This is a genomic window from Streptomyces sp. NPDC101118, from assembly GCF_044759445.1.
Lineage (GTDB): Bacteria > Actinomycetota > Actinomycetes > Streptomycetales > Streptomycetaceae > Streptomyces.
The window spans coordinates 85,913-104,760 of the sequence record NZ_JBIVZG010000017.1; the positions used below are offsets into that span (position 1 = coordinate 85,913).

Below are 18,848 nucleotides of genomic sequence, written 5' to 3' on the forward strand. Positions count from 1 at the left end.
CTGACGCCCCCTGGGAAGGAACGCCGCCATGAGTGCCGTAGCCACCGCCCCGGACCTGGGGGCCGCGCCCGTCCTGCCGCCCGGCCGGGGCGAGCTGTCCGCCGCCGTGCTCAGCGCGCTGCGCGCGGAGGGACCGTACGGGCTCCCGGGGCCCGACACCGTCGAGCGCGCCGACCCGTACGGCGAGGACCTCCAACTCGCCCTCTACCTCTGCTACGAGCCCCACTACCGCGGCTTCGAGGGCGTGCCGGACGGCAAGGAATGGGACCCGGAGCTGCTGGGACTCCGGAGCCTGCTGGAGCGCCGGTTCCTCGGCGCGCTCCGCGCGGAGACCGGTGCCGTCGACCGCGTCGACCAGGCGCTGCGCGGGCTGCTGGTCGAACACACCGACGCCTACGACGTCTCCCACCACCTCAAGGACGGCGGCGGGCGCGAGGAACTCCGCGAGTACGCGGCCCTGCGCTCCCTGTACCTGCTGAAGGAGGCCGACCCGCACGCCTGGGTGCTGCCGAGGCTGCGCGGGCGGGCCAAGGCGGCGATGGCGGCCGTGCTGTACGACGACTACGGCAGCGGACGCGCCGAGCGGCTGCACGCCACGCTCTGGGCGGACCTGATGCGCGACCTCGGGCTCGACCCCGCGTACGGGCGCTACCTGCCCGCCGCCGGGGCGCCGGCCCTCGCCACGGTCAACCTGATGTCGCTGCTGGGCCTGCACCGTTCGCTGCGCGGCGCGCTGGTCGGGCACTTCGCGGCGCTGGAGACCGCGGCCCCGCCCGCGGCCGCGCGGATGCTGCTGGCGCTGCGGCGGGCGGGGGCGGGGCCGGCGGCGCTGCGGTTCTACGACGAACACGTGGAGGCGGACGCGGTGCACGAGCAGGTCGTGCGGCGGGACGTGATCGGCGGACTGCTGGAGGAGGAGCCGGAGCTGGAGGCGGACGTGGTCTTCGGCGTGGAGGCCACGGTGTGGCTGGGCGACCGGCTCACCGAGCAGGTGCTGACCGCCTGGCGCCAGGGCCACTCGGCTCTGCGGGTCCCCCTGGACCAGCTGGACCACCCGGACAGGCTGGACGTGGGTGACGTGGGTGGCGCGGCCGGTGCGGGCAGTTCGGGCGGCGACGAGGGCTCGGGGAGGGCGGCGGCCGGGTGAGGGTTCGTCCGCCCCGGTGACGGGTGTGCACTTGTGCCGGGCGTGACGGTCCTGACGGCACGGGAAGAGGCCACCGCCCTGGGGCGGTGGCCTCTTCCGGGGTCCGCGTGCCGGGAGGACGGTCGGACGCGGACCGGGGGAGGGTGGTCGCAACGGCCCCGCGGGGGCGGGACCTCGACGGTGGCCGAGGAAGTGCGGGCCCCGGGTGCCGTCGGGCAGCAGGTCAGGAGCGGACCCTCGGGCGGTGGCTCGTGTCGCACAGGGGGAAGCGGAGGCTGCGGCGGCAGGCGCACAGGGCCACGACCGGCCGGTCGCACACGCGCACCTCGCCGTCCGGCAGCACGATCTCGACCGGGCCCTCGATCAGTACGGGTCCGCCCGCGATCGACGTCGCCCGGGGCAGCGGCGGCTCCGCGGGACGCCGGCCGGCCCCGTCGCGCGGGCCCTCGGTACGGTCCACCGGCTCCGGCATGGTCACCACGCTCCTCGTTCCCCGGCCCCGCTCCCGATGGGCACGAGCACCGTCGGGGCGCGTGTGCCCGGTGCGGGGGCCCACATGCACCGCGCCCCGCGCGGGTCCGGTCCACCCCCCGGGCACCCCGGCCCCGCGCGGGTCCGGTCCACCCCCACGGTCCACCCCCACACCCCCGGGCACCCCGGGTTTCCCCGGGCACCCCGGGGTAGACGCGGGCCATGAGCGCAGAGGAGTCGGGCGGCGGCCGGGTGGCCGTGCCGACGATGGGCGTCGAGGAGGAGTTCTTCCTCGTCGATCCCGTGACCCGCGCCCCCGTCCCCCGCGGTCCCGACGTGCTGCGGGCGCTCGTGCCGCGGCTCGGCGGGCGGGTGCAGGCGGAGTTCTACCGGTGTCAGGTCGAGCTCTGCACCCGCCCCACCACCTCCGCCGCCGAGCTGCGCGCCGACCTCACCGCCCTGCGCGCCGTCGCCGCCGGTGCCGCCCGCGCCGCCGGGTGCCGGCTGATGGCCAGCGGCACGGTCGTCGTCCCGCCGGACGCACCGATCCCGGTCACCGACACCCCCCGCTACCGCCGCATGGCCCGGCACTTCGGCGCCGTCGTGGACGGCACCCATGGCATGGTCTGCGGCTGTCACGTCCACATCGGCACCGCCGACCGCGTCCAGGCCCTGCTCCTCGCCAACGAGCTGCGCCCCTACCTGCCCGCCCTCCAGGGCCTGCTGGCCAACTCGCCCTTCCGCGGCGGCCTGGAGAGCGGCTTCGCCGGCTGGCGGTCCGTCGAGTTCGGCCGCTGGCCCACCGCCGGGCCCGCACCCGTGCTCGACGCCGCCGGGTACGAGCACACCGCGTCCGCACTGGTCCGTTCCGGCATCCTGCTCGACCGCCGGATGATCTACTGGTTCGCCCGGCCCTCCGAGCACGTCCCCACCGTCGAGGTGCGCGTGGCGGACAGCAACGCCGACCTCGACATGACGGTGCTGCTGGCCCTGCTCGTACGGGGCCTGGCGATGACCGCCCTGATGCGTCCCACGAACGGCTCGGCCGCCACGGTCCCCGCGGCCCGGATGCGTGCCGCGCACGCCGCGGCGGCCCGCCACGGCGACCGGGGCGACGCCGTGGACCCCTTCACCGGTGCCACCGTGACCGCCGCGGAACGGACCCGGGCCCTGCTGCGCCGGGCGGCGCCGGGCCTCGCGGCCGCCGGGGACCTCGACGAGGCGGTCCGGCTCCTGGACCGGACCCGCCGCGCGGGCAACGGCGCCGAACGCCAGCGGGCCGCCTACCGCCGGGCCGGCCGCCTGTGTGACGTCGTCGACGACCTGGTGGCCGTGACCCAGGCGTGAGCCCACCGACCGGTGCCGTCCGTGCCGCCCCACGCCCCTGCCGTGCCACGCCCCTGCCGTGCCACGCCCCCTGCCGCCCCACGCCCCTGCCGTCCGTGTCGCCCCTGCTGCCGCCGCGCCCCTGCCGTCCGGGACGCCGGCCCGGTCCCCCCGTCGCTCGCCGCCCGGCCCCGCATACCCCCCGCGCCACCGGGTAGCCGCGCACCATGTCCCCCACGATGACCGACAGCACCCTGTCCCTGCTGGCCCAGGGGTACGGCTGGCTGCCCGAGCGCCGTCGCCGGACCGGCGGCGGGCCCGTGCGCACGCGCCTGCTCGGCAGGCCCGCGGTCGCAGTGGGCGGCCCCGGAGCCGTCGGCTTCTTCTACGACGAACGCCACGTCCGGCGCCACGCCGCGCTGCCCGGACCGGTGCTGGACACCCTCTTCGGGCGGGGCGCCGTGCACACCCTGGACGGCACGCCCCACCGGGTCCGCAAGGGCATGTTCGTCCGGCTGCTGATGGACGAGGCCCGCGTACGGGACCTCGTGGAGCGGGTCGACACCCTGTGGAGCCGCGAGCTGGCCCGTGCCCCCGGCCGCCCGATCGCCGTGTTCGACACCGCGAGCCAGGTGCTGGCCCGCGCGGTCTGCGGCTGGGCCGGACTGCCGCTGTCCCAGCGGGCCGTACGCCGCACCGCCCGCGACTGCGTGGCCATGGTCGACGGCTTCGCCACCCCCGGCCCCCGGCACTGGCGGGCCCGGCGGGCCCGCAAGCGCCAGGAGAAGCAGTTCGCACGGCTCGTCCAGGGGGCCCGCGCGGCCGCGCCCCGCGACGGCCACGCCGCCCCCAGCGTCCTGGAGGCCGTGGCCCGGCACCGGGACGCCGAGGGCCGGCTGCTCGACCCGCACACCGCGGCCGTGGAACTGCTGAACGTCGTCCGGCCCACCGTCGCCATCGCGTGGTTCGCCGCCTTCGCGGCGCACGCGCTGCACGCCTGGCCGGCGGAGGCCGCCCGGCTGCGCGCCGACGGAGCCGACGGCCCCGGCGGAGCCGGCGGCACGGACCGCACCGACCGCGCCCGCGCGTTCGCCCACGAGGTGCGCCGCTACTACCCGTTCGCGCCCTTCGCGGCCGGCCGGGCCGCCACCGACCTGGAGTGGCAGGGCGAGCACATCCCCGAGGGCACCCTCGTCCTGCTCGACCTGTACGGGCAGGACCACGACCCCCGGACCTGGCACGACCCGGAGCGCTTCGACCCCGAACGCTTCGCCGGCGGACCGCCGGACCCCGACACGCTGGTCCCGCAGGGCGGCGGCGACCCCACGACCGGCCACCGGTGCCCCGGCGAGGACATCACCATCGCCGTGCTGACCGTGCTCGCCGCACGGCTGGCGGCCCAGGAGTACGCCGTACCCGACCACCAGGACCTCTCGATCCCGCTGCGCCGGGTCCCCACCCGGCCCCGCAGCGGGGTCGTGATCACGCCGGTCACCCCGGCCGGCTGAAGCCCGGGACGGACCACACGGCCACACGTGGAACACACCGACGGAAGAGCAGGAGGAACGCCATGCCCCGCGGATCCAGCCCGAAGAGGGAGCGTCAGTACGAGCACATCAAGGAGAGCGTCAAGTCCCGCGGCGAGAGCGAGAAGAAGGCCGAGGAGATCGCCGCCCGCACGGTCAACAAGGAGCGCGCCCGCGCGGGCGAGTCCAAGACGGCCAGCAGGACCTCGCTGGAGGACATGTCCTCGTCGAAGCGCGGCGGCCGGCGCTCGCACAGCGGCGCGCAGGGCCCGACGTACGACCAGCTGTACGAGGAGGCCAAGCGCCGCAACATCCACGGCCGCTCGAACATGAACAAGGCCGAGCTGAAGCAGAAGCTGGGCCGCTGACCCGGCCGGCCCGCCCCGCCCCGGGCGGGGCGCCGGGAGCACCGCGACATGAGGAGGCAGGACGATGGCGGATGCGGATGCGGACGCAGGTGCAGGTGCAGGTGCCGGTGCGGGCACCGGACACGGCTCGCGCGTGGTCGTCGTGGGCGCCACCGGCAACGCGGGGACCAGCGTGGTGCGGGCCCTCGCCGAGGACCCGGCGGTGATGTCCGTGCTGGGCCTGGCCCGCCGCGTCCCCGACTGGCGCCCGCCCGGGACCCGGTGGGCCGCCGCGGACGTGGACCCCGGAGGCCCCGACCTCGTGCCGCACTTCCGCGGCGCCGACGCGGTCGTCCACCTGGCCTGGCGGTTCCAGCCCGCGCACGACCCGCTGACCACCTGGCGGACGAACGTGCTGGGCAGCATCCGGGTCTTCGAGGCCGCGGCCGAGGCGGGCGTGCCCGCGCTCGTGTACGCCTCCTCGGTGGGCGCGTACTCGCCCGGCCCCAAGGACCGCGAGGTGACCGAGGACTGGCCCACGCACGGCTGGGCCGCGGCGGCGTACTGCCGGGAGAAGGCGTACGTCGAGCGCTGGCTCGACGTGTTCGAGCGCGACCACCCCGAGATGCGGGTGGTGCGGATGCGGCCCGGATTCCTCTTCAAGCGGGAGTCCGCCTCGCAGCAGCGCCGGATCTTCGCCGGCCCGCTGCTGCCCGGCCGGCTCGTGCGCCCCGGGCTCATCCCCGTGGTGCCGGACCTGCCCGGACTCCGCTTCCAGGTGCTGCACACCGACGACGCCGCCCAGGCCTACCGGGCCGCCGTGGCCCGTCCGGTGCGCGGGGCCTTCAACCTCGCCGCCGGGCCGGTGGTCGACGCCGGCCTGCTGGCAGGGCTGCTGGACGCGCGGGTGGTGCCGGTGCCGCGGAGCGGCGTACGGGCCGCCCTCGCGGCGGCCTGGCGGCTGCGGGCGGTGCCCGCCTCGCCGGACCTGTTCGACGCGTTCCTGAGGCTGCCGCTGATGGACACCTCGCGGGCGGAGCGCGAACTGGGCTTCGCCCCGCGCCGCTCCGCGACCGAGGCGCTGGCCGAGTTCCTCGGCGGCCTGCGGGAGGCCGCGGGCATGGACACGGCCCCGCTCCACCCGGGCCGCGCCGGCCTGCCGGCCCACGTGGCCTGACGGGGGCGGCACCCGGCCGTTGTCCGGCACCTGGCTCGGCCGTTGTCCGGGCAGCTGTGCCGGCTCGGCCGTTGCGCGACCTGGCCGGCCGTCGTCCAGGCACCCGGGTCGGCCCGGGTACCTGACGACCGCCGGCCCAGGTGCCGCGCGGCTCAGCCCAGGTGCCGGCGCGCCACCGTCAGGTCGGCCACCAGGCCCGCGTACGCCGCCTCCCGGTCGTTCGACCGCAGCACCGCCGACGGGTGCAGCGTCGCCAGGCCGTGGCGCACCCCGCCGTCCCCGGGCAGGGCCAGTTCCACCACCGCCCCGCGCCGGTCGGCGAGCCGGAAGTCCGGGCCCCACAGGGCCTTGCCGGCCGTGGCGCCCAGGGCCACCACGAGTTCGGGGGCGACGAGGCCCAGCTCGGCGTCGAGCCAGGGGCGGCAGGCGGTCAGCTCGCGCAGGGTCGGCTGCTTGTGGATCCGGCGCTTGCCGCCCGCGGCGATCGTGTACTTGAAGTGCTTGACGGCATTGGTGACGTAACACTCCGCCAGGTCCAGCCCGGCCTCCGCCGCCGCGCGGCGCAGCAGCCGTCCCGCGGGGCCGACGAACGGCTCGCCCCGCCGGTCCTCCTGGTCGCCGGGCTGCTCGCCCACCAGCACCAGCCGGGCGCCGGGGTCGCCGGTGCCGAAGACCGTGCCGGTGGTGCCCTCCCACAGCGGACAGCCCCGGCAGTCGGCCGCGGCCTTCCGGTGCGCCTCCAGGCCGCCCCGCCGGGGCAGGAAGGGCCGGGCGTCGTACGGGGCCGCAACGGTTCCGGCCATGGTGCTCGCCTCGCTCCCGTGTCGCGGCCGCCCCCTGCTCCGCGTCTCTCCGGCGGACCGGCGCCGAAACCGGGAGTCGGGGAGTATGGGGTGTAGGCCGGGCAGGTCCCGGGCAACAGGGGGCAGAGACACGGGGGCCGGGAAGGGAGTCGGCCGTGAGCGGTGGTACAGAGGTGACGGTGGTCGTCAGCGACTGCGCGGAGGACGACGCGCGGACGGTGCTGACGGCGCTGGGCGAGACGTTCACACCGGACCGGGCCCCGTCGGCCCGGAGCGGCGGCCGGGCCACCGTATGGTCCTCGACCTTCGACGTGGCGCACCCCAAGGAGCACGCCGCGCACGCGGTGCCCCTGGAGCACCCGGTGACCGTCACCGCCCAGGGCGGGTACGGGGCGGTGGACCGGGTCGTGGCGGAGCTGGGCACGGTCTTCGCGATCGACGCGCAGGGCAGCGCGGCGGGCGACCAGGAGAAGGACGTCCACCTGCGGCTCCACGGGCGCTGACCTCCCGCGGGCCCCGGGTCGCAGTGAGCCCGGGCCCGGGAGCCGTCGCGGGCCGGGGCCCTCAGATCCCCGGCCCGTCCGACGCCGTGCCCTGCCCCTCCGCCGGTCCCCGCGGCTCGCGGCGGGCCATCGTGGCCGCCCAGCGGCGGCACCAGCCGATCAGCATCCGCAGCAGGCAGGCCAGCGTGACCAGCCAGACGGCCGCGAACGCCCAGATGAGGGCGGGCCGCTCGGCCGCGACGGCCAGTACGAACAGGGTGGCCGAGGCGGTCAGCAGCAGCGGTGCCGCCAGCCGCAGCGGATGGCGCCGGGCGCCCCGCCAGGGCACGGCCCAGGGGCGCAGCCCGCGTCGCATCGTGCGCATCCGGCGGTCGAGGAGGGCGTCCTCCCCGGCCAGGTCCCGTTCGATCCCGTCCAGGATCGTGCGCTCCCGCTCAGAGAATCCAGGGCCGTCCATGGCCGCCTCCGGTGGTGCGCCGCCTGCCCCCCGTCACGTGCCGCTACCCAGTTACGGCGGGCCCAGACGGATGCCGGTGCAGGGTGATGAGCAGCCGCCACACCTGGCCCGCCAGAGCCTCCGGCGTGCCCTCGACGAGCCCGTGGAGCCAGTCTGCCAGTACCCCGGTGAAGGTGGCGGTGACGGCGGACGCGATCAGGGCGGGGGAGTGGCCGCCCGCGAGCGTGCGTTCGGCCAGGCTGCGCTGCCGCAGCTCCCGGTGGAGCGCCTGGCCGAGCGGTCCCGAGCCCCCGGGCAGCAGCAGCGCCCGGTACAGCCCGGCGTGGCCCGCGGTCTCCGTGAAGAACCGGACCAGCGGCTCCGGCGGAGCCGCCGGGTCGGGCACGCCGCGCCAGGCGTGCAGCGCGTCCACCGCCTGCCGGGCCAGGTCCGCGCAGGTGTCCACGGCCAGGTCGGGTACGTCGGTGTAGTGCAGGTAGAAGGTGGCCCGGCCGACACCGGCCCGGCGTACCAGCGCGGCGACGGTGATCTCCGCGAGCGGCCGCTCGGCGCACTCGGCCAGCAGCGCGGTGCGGAGCCGGTCGCGGGTACGGGCGGCCCGCGCCCCGCCCTCGTCCGGCGCGGTGGTACGGGGCGTCATCCGGCGACGAGGACGGCCGCCAGCGCCAGGGCGCCGGGCAGGGCCTGGGCCAGGAGGATCCGGCGGTTGGCGGTGAGGCCGCCGTACAGGCCCGCCACGGTCACGCAGGCGAGGAAGAACACCCGTGCCTGGAAGCCCACGGGGTCGGCGGCGACCAGGCCCCAGACCAGGCCGGCCGCGAGGAAGCCGTTGTAGAGCCCCTGGTTGGCGGCGAGCGGCCGGGTGGCCCGGGCCATGCCGGCATCGAAGCCCGACAGGCCGCGGCCCGGCGCGCGCTCCCACAGGAACATCTCCAGAACCAGGATGTAGACGTGCAGCAGGGCGACCAGGCCCACGAGGACGTTCGCAAAGATGGACATGTGTCCAGCTTAGATGGACACATGTCCATTCCGTCAACCGCCCGTCGGGGTCGGTGGCTCAAGGCAATGGTTTGGTAAAGCAATTATTTACTTGACCAAGTGAACTAATGCTGGCTACCTTCGTCCAGTTACTTGAAGACATGAAACATCCGCGTCCTGAAGCATTGAGCACCGAGAAGGTCCCCGCCGCCATGAGTCACCCCGCCACCCCGGCCACCGCGTCCGGCCGACGCAGCGAGACGGCCGTCGTCCTCGCCCTGAGCCTCGCCGCGATGGTCGTGTCGATGATGCAGACCCTGCCCGTGCCGATCCTGGGGCTGATCCGCGCCGACCTCGGCACGACCACCGCGAACGTCAGCTGGGTGACCACCGCCACCCTGCTCTCGGCCGCCGTCTTCACCCCGCTGCTCGGCCGCTTCGGCGACCAGCGCGGCAAGAAGCCCACCCTGATCGCCGTCCTCGGTGTCATGGTCGTCGGCTCGGTCATCGCCGCACTCGCCACCTCGCTGCCCGTGCTGATCGTGGGCCGGGTGCTCCAGGGCGCGGCCACCGCGATCTTCCCGCTGGCCCTGTCGGTGCTCCGCGAAGAGGTCCGCCCCGAGCGGCTGCCCGGTGCGATGGCCCTGGTCAGCGGCACCCTCGCGTTCGGCAGCGGCCTGGCGCTCGTCGCCACCGGCCTGCTCACCTCCGGCTCCGACGCGGACTACCGCAGCGCCTTCTGGATGGCCGTCGGCTTCGCCGTGATCGCCCTGCTGGCCGTCCTCTTCCTGGTCCCGGCCACGCGGACCAAGGCCGGCGGCCGTACGGACGTCCTCGGTGCGCTCACCCTCGGCATCGCCCTGCTGCTCCTGCTGCTGCCGGTCTCCCAGGGCCACGAGTGGGGCTGGGGCTCCGCCCGGACCCTGGGCAGCTTCGCCGGCGCCGCCGTCATGACGGCCGTCTGGGTGCTCGTCGAGCGGCGGGTCCGCGAGCCGCTGGTCGACATGAAGATGTTCGTCCACCGCCCGGTGCTGATGGCCAACCTCGCCGGCATCCTGGTCGGCTTCGGGATGTTCGCCAACTTCCTGGGCGTCTCCTACCTGGTCCAGATGCCCGAGGCGCTCACCGGCTACGGCTTCGACGCCTCGATCCTGCGGGCCTCGGTCGAGTTCCTGCTGCCCGGCGCGATCGTCTCGCTGCTCGCCTCGCCGATCGGCGGCCGGCTGGTCCGCCACCGCGGCCCGCGCGTGGTCCTCGGCCTCGCCGCCGCGCTCGGCGCGGCCGGGTTCCTCTGGCTCGCGCTGGACCACGGCCACGCGTTCTCGGTGATCGGCGCCGGCCTGGTCGTCGGTGCCTCCGTCAGCTTCGGCTACGCGGCCATGCCGGCCGTGATCATGTCGAGCGTCCCGCACCACCAGAGCGGCATCGCCAACGGCATCAACTCCATCTCCCGCTCCACGGGCAGCGCCATCGGCAGCGCCGTCGTCACGACGATCCTGGCCTCGCAGACCATCGAGCACCTGCCGGCGGGCGTGCCGGAGCTGCCCGCCGAGTCCGGCTTCACCCTGACCTTCGTGGTGGCCGCGGTGGCCTTCGCTCTGGTCGGCCTGATCGGCTGGATCGGCCTGCGTGCCAAGGCGGACCCGGCGGGTGCCGACGCTGCCGCCGCGCCCGCCGTGGCGGAGCCCGCCGCCCAGGAGGCCCCCGCCCAGGAGACCGCCGAGGAGGCCCGTCCCGCCGCCGCGGCGGCGACCGCCTGATCCCCGGCGGGGCCGGGCCCACGGCGCGGAGGTACAGGGGCGGGCGTACGGGGACATCCCCGGCGCCCGCCCCTGCCGTGTTCCCGGACCCCTGCTGCCGGCCCCCGCTGCAGGGCCGGCCGGGTGAACGGAGATTTCCGCGGCCGCGCCGATGAGTTCCGGTGCCCGGACCGGTCCATACAGGTAGCGCGGCACCCGCCGCGCGGTGCACGCCCGTACGAGGAGGCAGAGATGTCCGACCGTGGATTCACCACGTGCCTGTGGTTCGACGGCCAGGCCGAGGAGGCCGCGCAGTTCTACCTGTCCGTCTTCAAGGACTCCCGGCCCGGCAAGGTCGGCCGGTACACGGAGGCCGGCCCGGGGCCCGCGGGGGACGTCCTGGCCGTCGAGTTCGAACTCAACGGCCAGAAGTTCGTCGCCCTCAACGGCGGCCCCGAGTTCACCTTCAACGAGGCCGTCTCGTTCCAGATCCGCTGCAAGGACCAGGCCGAGGTCGACTACTACTGGGAGAGGCTGACCGAGGGCGGGCACGGCGTCGCCTGCGGCTGGCTCAAGGACCGGTACGGGGTGTCCTGGCAGGTCTTCCCCGAGGTGCTGCTCGACATGGTGGGCGACGAGGACCAGGAGAAGGCCGCGCGGACGACCCGGGCCATGCTCCAGATGGTCAAGATCGACCTGGCGGCGCTGGAGCGTGCGTACGCGGGGGAGTGAGCACGGGGGCGCGGGACACGGCCCTCACCCGCCCGCCGTCCGGCCGGCGGGGTCAGCCCTCCGTGCCGCGGGCCCGCGCGCCCGAGCGGGTGCGGCCGGCCACCGGAGCGCGGTCCGGGTGCCGCCGCAGGTACTCGCCCTCCAGCTCCGACATGCGCTGGGTGTGGGTCCGCAGGGCGTCCGCCGACCCGTGCAGCAGCGTTTCGTGCCGGGTGCGGTGGATGGCCTCCAGCTCCTTCAGCAGGAGGCCCTCCGCCAGCTGCTCGGGTGCCACACCGCCGTCGTGCTCGGCCATGGTCACTCCCTCCGGTCCGGTGGTGAGGGGCGGGGCCGCCGGAATGACTGCTTCCCCGTAAGACAGGGTAAATGCGAACAATCCGGTCGGCCTTGCCGCGGCCGGACCCCGCACGACGGACGGTGATCGACATGGCGCGTCCCGTATGGGCCGGAGCGCTCACTTTCGGGCTGGTCTCGCTGCCGGTGCGGCTGATGACCGCCACCGAGGACCACACGATCCACTTCCACCAGCTCCAGCGCGGCACCTCCGACCGCATCCGCAACCGGCGCGTCAACGAGCGCACCGGCGAGGAGGTCGGCCTGAAGGACATCGTGAAGGGCGTGGTCGTGGACGACGAGTACGTCGTCGTGGAACGCGAGGAGCTGGACGACATCGCGCCCGGGCGGTCCCGGTCACTGGAGATCACCGGCTTCGTCGACCTCGCGGAGGTCGATCCCGTGCACTTCGGGAAGACGTACTACCTCGGCCCCGGCGGCAAGGAGTACACCAAGGTGTACGCCCTGCTGGTGAAGGCCCTGGAGAAGGCGGGCAAGGCGGGGATCGCGACCTTCGTGATGCGGAACCACGAGTACCTGGTGGCGGTGAAGGCGGAGCGGGGCGTGCTGACCCTGCACACCCTGCACTGGGCGGACGAGATCCGGGACCCGCGGGAGGAGATCGAGTTCCTGCCCTCGTCCGGGACCCGGCTGTCGGGGCGCGAGATGCGGATGGCCGAGCAGCTCGTCGACGCCCTGTCGATGGAGTGGCAGCCGGAGGAGTACCAGGACACGTACCGGGCGGAGGTGGCGCGGCTGATCAAGGCGAAGAAGGAGGGCGGTGAAACGGAGAAGGCGGAACCGGCGGCGGAGGCCACCAACGTGGTGGACCTGATGGAAGTCCTCCGCGCCAGCGTCGACGCCGCCGGTGGCTCCGCGGGGCGTGGCGGCCGGGGATCCGGCCGCACCGGCGGCCGCACCGGCCGCTCCGACGGCCCTGCCGGGAAGGGCTCCGGCACGGGCCGCGGCCGTCGTGCCGGCACCGCCGGTGCCCAGACGGCCACCGGCTCCGGCCGTGGCAAGCCGACCCGCACCCGCACCGGTACCGGTAGGGGAAACGGGCGCGCCTCCGCCTCCGGGCCGGGCCGCGGCAGGTCCCGGACGGCCTCCGGCCGGCAGGCGGGCAAGGGATCCGGCGGCGCGGACCTGAAGGACCTCACCAAGGCCGAGCTGTACGAACGCGCCGCCGCGGCCGGCATCCCGGGCCGCTCGACGATGACCCGCGCCGAACTGGCGAAGGCCCTGGAGTCACCCCGGGCCGCCTGACGCGCGGACCCCCGCCCGCACCGGCCCCGCACCCCTGTACCGGCCCCGCACCCCCGTGCGGGCCTGCCCGGCACCGGGCCCGGCGGTCCGGCAGCCCGCGCACTCCCCGCGGAATCCCGTGGCGGCCCACCCCTCTCGCTCCCTACAGTCCCCGCATGGCCACCGAGGACGAGAACCCGCCCCACCCCGACGTCGTCGCGATGCTCACCGACCAGACGCGGGCCTGCGCGGCCGCACGCGACGCCGTCGCCGCCGGCGGGCGGGTGGTGGTCTGGGAAGACGCGGTGCCCCACTGGATGGCCGCCGGCATCGCCACGACCAGGCGGCGGCGGACGCTGCGGACCGGCCAGACGACCCTGGGCCTGGACGAGACCGTCGAGATCCTGGCCCGGCACCGCGGCGAACACCTGCGCACCGGCATCATCGACACGGTGGACCGTTCGTGGAGCTACCAGCTGTTCTTCGACGCCACCGGCACCGAGCTCCTGGCCTGCTGCGGCGTCAAACGCGACCGCCCTCCGAAGGCCCGCACTCAGAGGCTCCAGAAGTAGAGCCCGCCGCCCGTGTTCACGGCAGACCGCGCGAGCCCGGCGCCCCCCGCAGGGCGTCGTCGGCATGCCGGCCCGATGGGACGGCAGGTCATGGACGCGAACGCCGCACCCGGACCCGGCAGCAGCGTGACGGAGCCGGCACCGGCGTCGTGGGCGAGGGGGAACGTGATGTCGTAGGCCGCCCGAGGAGGGCGCCCCCGCGAACCGGCGCGGCCGGGGCGACGGGCCAGCCGGTGCGCCGGGCCGGTCGCGGGCCGCCGTCCGCGGTGCGGGGCACGAAGCCTCGGACCGGCACCGCCTCGGACCGGCGCAGCCGCGCACGCACCCCACCCCGCGGAGCGTCACCGCAGGCGCGAACGCGCCGTTCCGTGGTCTGATGCTTCCTGTCGTGGCCCGTCGCCGTACCCGGGTGGTTCCGATGAGCACACCGCAGTCCGCGGACGCGTCGTCCGTGCGCGAGGCCGAGCGTCATGCCGGGTGGCTGGAGCTCTTCTTCGACCTCGTCTTCGTCGCCTTCGTCGCGCAGCTCTCCCACGGACTGCACGGCGACCCCGGCTGGCGCGAGTTCGGCGTCTTCTTCGCCCTCTACTTCCCGCCCTGGTGGATGTGGGCCAACCTCACCGTCTCCGCCAACCTCTTCCAGGACGACAGCGCCCGCCGCCGCTTCGCGATGCTGTTCGCCATGCTCTGCCTGGCGGTGATGGCCGCCGCCGCGCCCGAGGCCGACGGCGACCGGGCACCCGCGTACGCCCTCGGCTACGCCGGCACCCGGCTCGTCCTGCTGGCCCTCTGGTGGCCCGCCACCCGCTTCGCCCCGCCCCGCCGCATCCCGCGCTGGCGGCCGCTGAGCTACTGCCTGGCCTCCGCGGTGCTCTGGGCGGCCTCCGCCGCCGTGCCCGCGCCCTGGATCTACGTCGTCTGGGCGGCCCTGCTGCTCGCCGAGATGGTGCTGCTGCTCACCGCCCGCGGCGTGGGGATCCCGGGGCAGGTCCACACCGGCCACCTGGTCGAGCGGGTCGGCCTCTTCGTGATCATCGTGCTGGGCGAGTCCGTGCTGGCGCTCATCACCGCCGCCGACCACACCTGGACCGCCGCCGCCGGACTGGTGGCCGTGCTCGGCTTCGTGCTGCTGGCCGCGCTCTGGTGGTCGTACTTCGACTTCGCCGCCACCGGCGCCGAGCGGGTGCTCGGCGCCGCCGGCGGCCGCGCGGCCTACCTGATGGCCCGCGACGTCGGCGGCTTCCTGCACTTCTTCGTCACCGCCGCCGTCATCCTCATGGCCGCCGGGCTGTCCACTGCGGTGGAGGAGGCCGGCCACGCGCACCTGGCCCGCGGCGCCGTCTGGGCGCTCGCCGGCGGCCTCGCCCTCTACCACGCCGCGCACGCCCTGATCGCCCTGCGGTTCGGGAGCCCCCCGCGCAGGGTCGCGGTCTGGGCCGTGCCCGGCATCGGCGTGGCGCTCCTCGTCGTACTCGGCGCGGACGTGCTCGCCCCCTGGCTGGTGGTCCTGCTGCTGGCCGCCGAGGCGATCCTCCACCTGCTGTACGCCAAGGCGCTGGCCCGGCGGCGGGCGGCCGCACCCGGGTAGCGCCGCGCGCACCGTACGGGCGGTCCCCCCGGGCCGCCCGTACGCCGTGCTCACTGCTCGCGCATCCCCCACGGGGAGCCGTACGCGGTGAGCAGGTCCAGGAACGGCCGCGGAGCGAACGCCTCCGGGCCCAGCACGCCCGAGCCCGACCAGCTGCCGTCGGCCAGCAGTTCCAGCGCGACCACCGGGTTCACCGCGGTCTGCCAGACCACCGCCTGCGAGCCGTACTCGCCCATCGACCACTGGTTGTCGACCACGTGGTACAGGTACACCTCGCGCGGCGCCCCGTCCTTGACGCCCTTCACCCAGGTGCCGGCACAGGTCTTGCCGGTCATCCGCCCGCCCAGCGTGGCCGGGTCCGGCAGGCAGGCCGCCACCACGTCCCGCGGCGAGACCCGGACCGGACCCCCGGGACCGGGCACGGTGACGGGCGCCGTGCTGTCCAGGCCCAGTGCGTGCAGGGCCTTCAGCTTGCCGATGAAGTCGTCGCCGAGCCCGTACTTGAAGGTCACCCGGCGGGCGTCGACCCAGCGGGGGATCAGCAGCACCTCCTCGTGCTCGACGTTCACGCACTCCACCGGGCCGATGCCCTCGGGGAAGTCGAAGACCTCGCCCTCGCTGAACGGCGGGGTGGTGAACCAGCCGCGCCCCGACTCGTACACCACGGGAGGGTTCAGGCACTCCTCGATCGTGGTCCAGATGCTGAAGGAGGGGGCGAACTCGTACCCCTCGACCGCGAGGTTGGCGCCGTCGCGGATGCCGATCTCCTCGATCTCGTCGAAGAGCTCGTCGGCCGCGTACCGGGCGAAGACGTCCGACAGGCCCGGCTCCACGCCCATGCCGACCAGCGCCAGCCGCCCGGCCTCCTCCCACTCCGCCGCCCGATCGAACTGCGCGTCGCCGAGCTTGACCCCGCACTCCTCGTACGGGCGCTCCGGGTGCGGGTACGAGAGCGACATCGCCATGTCCAGGTAGTGCGCGCCGGCCGCCAGCGCGGCGTTGAACAGCGGCATCACGAACCGCGGGTCGGTGGCGTTGAGCAGCACGTCGCAGCCGCGCTCCGCCAGCAGGGCGGTCACCGCGGCCTCGTCCGAGGCGTCGACGCGGCAGGCGCTGAACCGGGTCTCGCCGTCCCCCAGCGCGGCCACCGCCGCCTCCGCCCGGGCCGGGTCGTAGTCCGCCACGACCATGTGCTCGAAGAACTTCCGGCGGGCCGCGATCCGGGTGATCGCCGTGCCGACGCCACCAGCCCCCACAAGCAGTACACGCATGACACAACCCTCTTCCGTTGGAGCGCTCGCTCCTTGGAGGGCGATGAAACGCGTTGCCCGGAGTTAAGGTCAATGGCGTTGGCATAAGGATCCGCGGGTACGGTTCCGGGGACGCGCGGCACTCGGGAAGGACGGGCCATGGCCAAGCAGGTGGTGCCCGAACCGGCACGCAGGAGGCGCCGGCCGACCAAGACGGGCACCGTGCTGTCCGAGCGGATGATCGTGGAGACCGCCCTGCGGATGCTCCGCGAACACGGCAGCGGCGGCCTGACCGCCCGCCGGCTGGGCGCCGCCCTCGGCGCGGACCCCAGCACCCTCTACCGGTACTTCGCCGGCATGGACGACCTCACCCGGGCCATCGGCGAGGAGCTCACCGGCCGCGCCCTGGAGGGCTGGACCGCCACCGGCGACTGGCGCGCCGACCTCGGCGCGCTGGGCCTGCGCATCCACCGCGCCTACCTGGACCACCCGCAGGCGGCGGTGCTCACCGCCAGCCGGGTCACCGGGCGGCCGCGCGAGATCGCCGCCGACGAGGCGATCCTCGGGGTGCTCCGCACCGCCGGCTTCCCGGACCCGGTGGCCGTGCGGATCTACCACGCGTTCATCGACCAGAGCCTCGCCTTCGCGGCGCTGGACGCGGGGTCCCTGGCGCTGGCGGAGGAGGCGCGGGCCGCGGACGAGGAGATGTGGGAGTCGACGTACGCCCGGCTGCCCGCCGACACGTACCCGCACATCGCCGCGACCGCCCCGCTGCTGGCCGCCCGGATGACGCACAGCGCGTACCCGGTCGCCCTGCGGATGCTGCTGGACAGCGCGGAAGCCCAGCTCAGCGCCGTCCCCGGGGGCGGGCCGACCGACGGGTAACGCTCTACACTCGCGCGGGTGACACAGGCAGAGGGGGAGCGGGACCACGACGCGGGGAGCGACGGCCCGGCCGACGCGGGCGGCCGGCCCGCCGGCGACGGCCTCGACCCGGCCGGCGCGGACCGCCGTACTCCGGGTGACGGACCCTGCCCCGCCGGCGACGGCCGCCCGCGCTACCGCCGGGAGGAACTCGCCAGGGCGGCCGGGGTGAAGGCCCGCAACCTGCGCTACTACCAGGAGCGGGGGCTGCTGCCGCCGCCCCGCCGCGAGGGCCGGATCGCCTGGTACTCGGAGGACCACCTCACCCGGCTCCGGCTGATCGACGACCTGCTGGGCCGGGGCTACACCGTCAACGCCATCGCCGAACTCTTCGACGCGTGGGAGCGCGGCGGCGGGCTCGCCCGACTGCTGGGCCTGGAACGCGCCATGACCCACGACTGGCCCCGCGAGGAGCCCGTCACCCTCCCGCTCGCCCGGCTGCGCGAGACCTTCGGGCCCGGCGCCACGCCCGAGGACACCCGGCGCGCGGTCGCGCTGGGCTACCTGAGCGTCGACGGCGACCTCGTGACCCACCGCAGCCGGCGGCTGCTGGAGGCGACGGTGGCCCTGGTCCGGCGCGGCGTTCCGGTCTCGGAGGTGCTGGACGCGGGGGAGTTCGTACAGGGCGAGGCGGCCGCCGTGGCGGACCGGTTCGTGGCCCTGTTCCGCCGGCACGTCATCGGCGAGGGCGGCCTGGAAGCGCTTCCGGCCGAGCAGGTGCAGCGGGTCACCGAGGCCGTGGCGGCCCTCCGGCCGGTCGCCGGCGAGGTGGTGGCGGCCGAGTTCGCTCGGGCGCTGGCCGCGCGGGTCACGGCCGAACTGGAGGAACTGCTGGGGCTGGTGAGCGGTACCGAGGCGGCCCAGGAGTAGGCCGAAAACCGCCGTTGCCGCAACCTTGCCAACCGCCATTGGCACTCATACGTTCAACTCGTCGGTAACCAGAGCCCGGTGACCGGTCGCCACCACCCCGGACGAGGTGCGGCCACCGGTCGCCCGGTCACCGGCGCACCCGGCCGGCCCCTGCCCCGCGCACCGGCCGCCAGGTCCAGGCACGTTCACCTCGCTGACAAGGGGACATGTCGCCATGCAGGAAGCCCGCTTACCCTCCGACACTCCGCCCGGCCCCGCGCCGGAGGTGACGGGCAGGGTCGGCTGGAGACGCTTCGCCGTCCTCACCGTCCCCGCCCTGGCCGTCACCGCCGGCCTCGGCATCGCCCTCTCCCAGGGCGCGCTCGCCGCCTCGTTCGCCGTCTCGGGCCAGCAGTTCAAGGTCTCCGCGGAAAGCCTCACCGGCCAGGGGTTCGCCCAGTACGGCGGCATCGACGTGAACGCCCGGGAGGAACTGATCCCGGTCGCCGTCACCGCCATCAAACAGGCCGAACTGCGCAGCCTCTGCCAGTCGGTCGTCACCACCCTCCCCGTCATCGGGGACATCTCGCTCAACCTCACCGCGGGCCGCGGCACCCCCGTCGAGGCCACCGACCTCTTCGTGGACGCCACCCAGCTCGGCGGCGACGCGGTCTTCACCAACATCGAGATCGGCCGCGACGCCTCCACCCTCGACAAGGGGCCCGACGGCTCCCAGGGCATGCAGGACCTCTTCGGCCAGCAGGCCGACACCGTGCGCATCGCCAAGCTGAGGCAGACCGCCTGGGCGACCAACGCGGGCACCTTCAAGCTCTCCGGCCTGAACATGACCGTCGCCAAGGGCAAGAAGGAATGCTTCTGAC

The 18,848-nt window shown here is 75.2% G+C and carries 21 protein-coding genes; 14 read left to right on the top strand and 7 right to left on the bottom strand.

The annotated features are described in order from the left end of the window. Positions 1 to 28: 28 nt before the first annotated feature. The gene (locus ACIQUQ_RS25190; protein WP_403979843.1) at positions 29 to 1,147 is read left to right on the top strand and encodes an iron-containing redox enzyme family protein; all 1,119 of its coding nucleotides are present in this window, start codon (positions 29 to 31) and stop codon (positions 1,145 to 1,147) included. 223 nt (positions 1,148 to 1,370) lie between these two features. Here ACIQUQ_RS25190 and ACIQUQ_RS25195 read toward each other — a convergent pair whose 3' ends face one another. Further along, entirely contained in the window at positions 1,371 to 1,619 is a 249-nt protein-coding gene (locus tag ACIQUQ_RS25195) for a CDGSH iron-sulfur domain-containing protein (RefSeq protein ID WP_403979846.1), read from the bottom strand. Between the two features lie 221 nt (positions 1,620 to 1,840). On the opposite strand from ACIQUQ_RS25195, the gene ACIQUQ_RS25200 reads away from it, so the two are divergent. The 4 genes from ACIQUQ_RS25200 to ACIQUQ_RS25215 all read left to right on the top strand — a co-directional run bounded on the left by ACIQUQ_RS25200 (position 1,841) and on the right by ACIQUQ_RS25215 (position 5,994). After that, positions 1,841 to 2,965: a glutamate--cysteine ligase gene (locus ACIQUQ_RS25200; RefSeq protein WP_403979849.1), complete on the top strand. Its 1,125-nt coding sequence runs from the start codon at positions 1,841 to 1,843 to the stop codon at positions 2,963 to 2,965. A 218-nt stretch (positions 2,966 to 3,183) separates the two neighbouring features. After that, positions 3,184 to 4,452 (top strand): cytochrome P450, encoded by a 1,269-nt coding sequence (locus ACIQUQ_RS25205; RefSeq protein ID WP_403979852.1) that lies wholly within the window; start codon positions 3,184 to 3,186, stop codon positions 4,450 to 4,452. A 62-nt stretch (positions 4,453 to 4,514) separates the two neighbouring features. Next, positions 4,515 to 4,838, top strand: coding sequence for a plasmid stabilization protein (locus tag ACIQUQ_RS25210; RefSeq protein WP_403979855.1), 324 nt, complete (start codon positions 4,515 to 4,517; stop codon positions 4,836 to 4,838). A gap of 64 nt (positions 4,839 to 4,902) precedes the next feature. After that, a complete protein-coding gene (locus tag ACIQUQ_RS25215; RefSeq protein WP_403979858.1) occupies positions 4,903 to 5,994 on the top strand; it encodes an NAD-dependent epimerase/dehydratase family protein in 1,092 nt (363 codons plus the stop codon). Positions 5,995 to 6,146: 152 nt separating this feature from the next. Here ACIQUQ_RS25215 and ACIQUQ_RS25220 read toward each other — a convergent pair whose 3' ends face one another. Further along, positions 6,147 to 6,797 (bottom strand): UdgX family uracil-DNA binding protein, encoded by a 651-nt coding sequence (locus ACIQUQ_RS25220; protein WP_403979860.1) that lies wholly within the window; start codon positions 6,795 to 6,797, stop codon positions 6,147 to 6,149. Between the two features lie 155 nt (positions 6,798 to 6,952). Between ACIQUQ_RS25220 and ACIQUQ_RS25225 the strand changes: the two genes are divergently transcribed. Further along, positions 6,953 to 7,300 carry a hypothetical protein gene (locus ACIQUQ_RS25225; RefSeq protein ID WP_403979863.1) on the top strand — a complete coding sequence of 116 codons (348 nt, stop codon included), beginning with the start codon at positions 6,953 to 6,955 and terminating at the stop codon, positions 7,298 to 7,300. A 61-nt stretch (positions 7,301 to 7,361) separates the two neighbouring features. Here the strand turns inward: ACIQUQ_RS25225 and ACIQUQ_RS25230 are convergent, their stop codons facing one another. From ACIQUQ_RS25230 to ACIQUQ_RS25240, 3 genes are read right to left on the bottom strand one after another with little or no spacing between them, the layout of a single operon-like run. Beyond that, positions 7,362 to 7,757 (bottom strand): DUF3040 domain-containing protein, encoded by a 396-nt coding sequence (locus ACIQUQ_RS25230; RefSeq protein WP_403979866.1) that lies wholly within the window; start codon positions 7,755 to 7,757, stop codon positions 7,362 to 7,364. Between the two features lie 43 nt (positions 7,758 to 7,800). Then, a complete protein-coding gene (locus ACIQUQ_RS25235; RefSeq protein WP_403979869.1) occupies positions 7,801 to 8,397 on the bottom strand; it encodes a TetR/AcrR family transcriptional regulator in 597 nt (198 codons plus the stop codon). Then, positions 8,394 to 8,756: a DUF1304 domain-containing protein gene (locus ACIQUQ_RS25240; protein WP_403979872.1), complete on the bottom strand. Its 363-nt coding sequence runs from the start codon at positions 8,754 to 8,756 to the stop codon at positions 8,394 to 8,396. Before ACIQUQ_RS25240 ends, ACIQUQ_RS25235 begins: the two co-directional genes overlap by 4 nt. 191 nt (positions 8,757 to 8,947) lie before the next feature. Between ACIQUQ_RS25240 and ACIQUQ_RS25245 the strand changes: the two genes are divergently transcribed. Together ACIQUQ_RS25245 and ACIQUQ_RS25250 are read left to right on the top strand one after the other, a co-directional pair. Continuing rightward, on the top strand, positions 8,948 to 10,495 hold the full coding sequence (locus ACIQUQ_RS25245; RefSeq protein WP_403979875.1) for an MFS transporter: 1,548 nt from the start codon (positions 8,948 to 8,950) through the stop codon (positions 10,493 to 10,495). 231 nt (positions 10,496 to 10,726) lie between these two features. Further along, on the top strand, positions 10,727 to 11,206 hold the full coding sequence (locus ACIQUQ_RS25250) for a VOC family protein (RefSeq protein ID WP_403979877.1): 480 nt from the start codon (positions 10,727 to 10,729) through the stop codon (positions 11,204 to 11,206). Between the two features lie 52 nt (positions 11,207 to 11,258). On the opposite strand, the gene ACIQUQ_RS25255 is transcribed toward ACIQUQ_RS25250, so the two are convergent. Continuing rightward, on the bottom strand, positions 11,259 to 11,501 hold the full coding sequence (locus ACIQUQ_RS25255) for a DUF6158 family protein (protein ID WP_403979879.1): 243 nt from the start codon (positions 11,499 to 11,501) through the stop codon (positions 11,259 to 11,261). 131 nt (positions 11,502 to 11,632) lie between these two features. Here ACIQUQ_RS25255 and ACIQUQ_RS25260 point away from each other — a divergent pair, with 131 nt between their 5' ends. The 3 genes from ACIQUQ_RS25260 to ACIQUQ_RS25270 all read left to right on the top strand — a co-directional run bounded on the left by ACIQUQ_RS25260 (position 11,633) and on the right by ACIQUQ_RS25270 (position 14,944). Beyond that, a complete protein-coding gene (locus ACIQUQ_RS25260) occupies positions 11,633 to 12,805 on the top strand; it encodes a Ku protein (RefSeq protein WP_403979882.1) in 1,173 nt (390 codons plus the stop codon). A 155-nt stretch (positions 12,806 to 12,960) separates the two neighbouring features. Next, positions 12,961 to 13,356, top strand: coding sequence for a hypothetical protein (locus ACIQUQ_RS25265; RefSeq protein ID WP_403979884.1), 396 nt, complete (start codon positions 12,961 to 12,963; stop codon positions 13,354 to 13,356). Positions 13,357 to 13,774: 418 nt separating this feature from the next. Then, positions 13,775 to 14,944 carry a low temperature requirement protein A gene (locus ACIQUQ_RS25270; RefSeq protein WP_403979887.1) on the top strand — a complete coding sequence of 390 codons (1,170 nt, stop codon included), beginning with the start codon at positions 13,775 to 13,777 and terminating at the stop codon, positions 14,942 to 14,944. 50 nt (positions 14,945 to 14,994) lie between these two features. Here the strand turns inward: ACIQUQ_RS25270 and ACIQUQ_RS25275 are convergent, their stop codons facing one another. After that, positions 14,995 to 16,215 carry a saccharopine dehydrogenase family protein gene (locus ACIQUQ_RS25275; RefSeq protein ID WP_403979890.1) on the bottom strand — a complete coding sequence of 407 codons (1,221 nt, stop codon included), beginning with the start codon at positions 16,213 to 16,215 and terminating at the stop codon, positions 14,995 to 14,997. A 138-nt stretch (positions 16,216 to 16,353) separates the two neighbouring features. On the opposite strand from ACIQUQ_RS25275, the gene ACIQUQ_RS25280 reads away from it, so the two are divergent. The 3 genes from ACIQUQ_RS25280 to ACIQUQ_RS25290 all read left to right on the top strand — a co-directional run bounded on the left by ACIQUQ_RS25280 (position 16,354) and on the right by ACIQUQ_RS25290 (position 18,847). Beyond that, a complete protein-coding gene (locus ACIQUQ_RS25280) occupies positions 16,354 to 17,079 on the top strand; it encodes a TetR/AcrR family transcriptional regulator (RefSeq protein ID WP_403979893.1) in 726 nt (241 codons plus the stop codon). 18 nt (positions 17,080 to 17,097) lie between these two features. Further along, a complete protein-coding gene (locus ACIQUQ_RS25285; RefSeq protein ID WP_403979896.1) occupies positions 17,098 to 17,988 on the top strand; it encodes a MerR family transcriptional regulator in 891 nt (296 codons plus the stop codon). Between the two features lie 214 nt (positions 17,989 to 18,202). Continuing rightward, a complete protein-coding gene (locus ACIQUQ_RS25290) occupies positions 18,203 to 18,847 on the top strand; it encodes a DUF6230 family protein (protein WP_403979899.1) in 645 nt (214 codons plus the stop codon). Position 18,848 lies beyond the last annotated feature (1 nt).

What these genes read in the sequence shown, in the direction of transcription:
- ACIQUQ_RS25230 (WP_403979866.1), bottom strand. Translation starts at nt 7,757, where the DNA reads ATGGACGGCCCTGGATTCTCTGAGCGGGAGCGCACGATCCTGGACGGG.
- ACIQUQ_RS25210 (WP_403979855.1), top strand. Translation starts at nt 4,515, where the DNA reads ATGCCCCGCGGATCCAGCCCGAAGAGGGAGCGTCAGTACGAGCACATC.
- ACIQUQ_RS25280 (WP_403979893.1), top strand. Translation starts at nt 16,354, where the DNA reads ATGGCCAAGCAGGTGGTGCCCGAACCGGCACGCAGGAGGCGCCGGCCG.
- ACIQUQ_RS25265 (WP_403979884.1), top strand. Translation starts at nt 12,961, where the DNA reads ATGGCCACCGAGGACGAGAACCCGCCCCACCCCGACGTCGTCGCGATG.
- ACIQUQ_RS25205 (WP_403979852.1), top strand. Translation starts at nt 3,184, where the DNA reads ATGACCGACAGCACCCTGTCCCTGCTGGCCCAGGGGTACGGCTGGCTG.
- ACIQUQ_RS25240 (WP_403979872.1), bottom strand. Translation starts at nt 8,756, where the DNA reads ATGTCCATCTTTGCGAACGTCCTCGTGGGCCTGGTCGCCCTGCTGCAC.
- ACIQUQ_RS25220 (WP_403979860.1), bottom strand. Translation starts at nt 6,797, where the DNA reads ATGGCCGGAACCGTTGCGGCCCCGTACGACGCCCGGCCCTTCCTGCCC.
- ACIQUQ_RS25255 (WP_403979879.1), bottom strand. Translation starts at nt 11,501, where the DNA reads ATGGCCGAGCACGACGGCGGTGTGGCACCCGAGCAGCTGGCGGAGGGC.
- ACIQUQ_RS25250 (WP_403979877.1), top strand. Translation starts at nt 10,727, where the DNA reads ATGTCCGACCGTGGATTCACCACGTGCCTGTGGTTCGACGGCCAGGCC.
- ACIQUQ_RS25245 (WP_403979875.1), top strand. Translation starts at nt 8,948, where the DNA reads ATGAGTCACCCCGCCACCCCGGCCACCGCGTCCGGCCGACGCAGCGAG.
- ACIQUQ_RS25270 (WP_403979887.1), top strand. Translation starts at nt 13,775, where the DNA reads ATGAGCACACCGCAGTCCGCGGACGCGTCGTCCGTGCGCGAGGCCGAG.
- ACIQUQ_RS25290 (WP_403979899.1), top strand. Translation starts at nt 18,203, where the DNA reads ATGCAGGAAGCCCGCTTACCCTCCGACACTCCGCCCGGCCCCGCGCCG.
- ACIQUQ_RS25235 (WP_403979869.1), bottom strand. Translation starts at nt 8,397, where the DNA reads ATGACGCCCCGTACCACCGCGCCGGACGAGGGCGGGGCGCGGGCCGCC.
- ACIQUQ_RS25190 (WP_403979843.1), top strand. Translation starts at nt 29, where the DNA reads ATGAGTGCCGTAGCCACCGCCCCGGACCTGGGGGCCGCGCCCGTCCTG.
- ACIQUQ_RS25275 (WP_403979890.1), bottom strand. Translation starts at nt 16,215, where the DNA reads ATGCGTGTACTGCTTGTGGGGGCTGGTGGCGTCGGCACGGCGATCACC.
- ACIQUQ_RS25260 (WP_403979882.1), top strand. Translation starts at nt 11,633, where the DNA reads ATGGCGCGTCCCGTATGGGCCGGAGCGCTCACTTTCGGGCTGGTCTCG.
- ACIQUQ_RS25200 (WP_403979849.1), top strand. Translation starts at nt 1,841, where the DNA reads ATGAGCGCAGAGGAGTCGGGCGGCGGCCGGGTGGCCGTGCCGACGATG.
- ACIQUQ_RS25195 (WP_403979846.1), bottom strand. Translation starts at nt 1,619, where the DNA reads ATGCCGGAGCCGGTGGACCGTACCGAGGGCCCGCGCGACGGGGCCGGC.
- ACIQUQ_RS25215 (WP_403979858.1), top strand. Translation starts at nt 4,903, where the DNA reads ATGGCGGATGCGGATGCGGACGCAGGTGCAGGTGCAGGTGCCGGTGCG.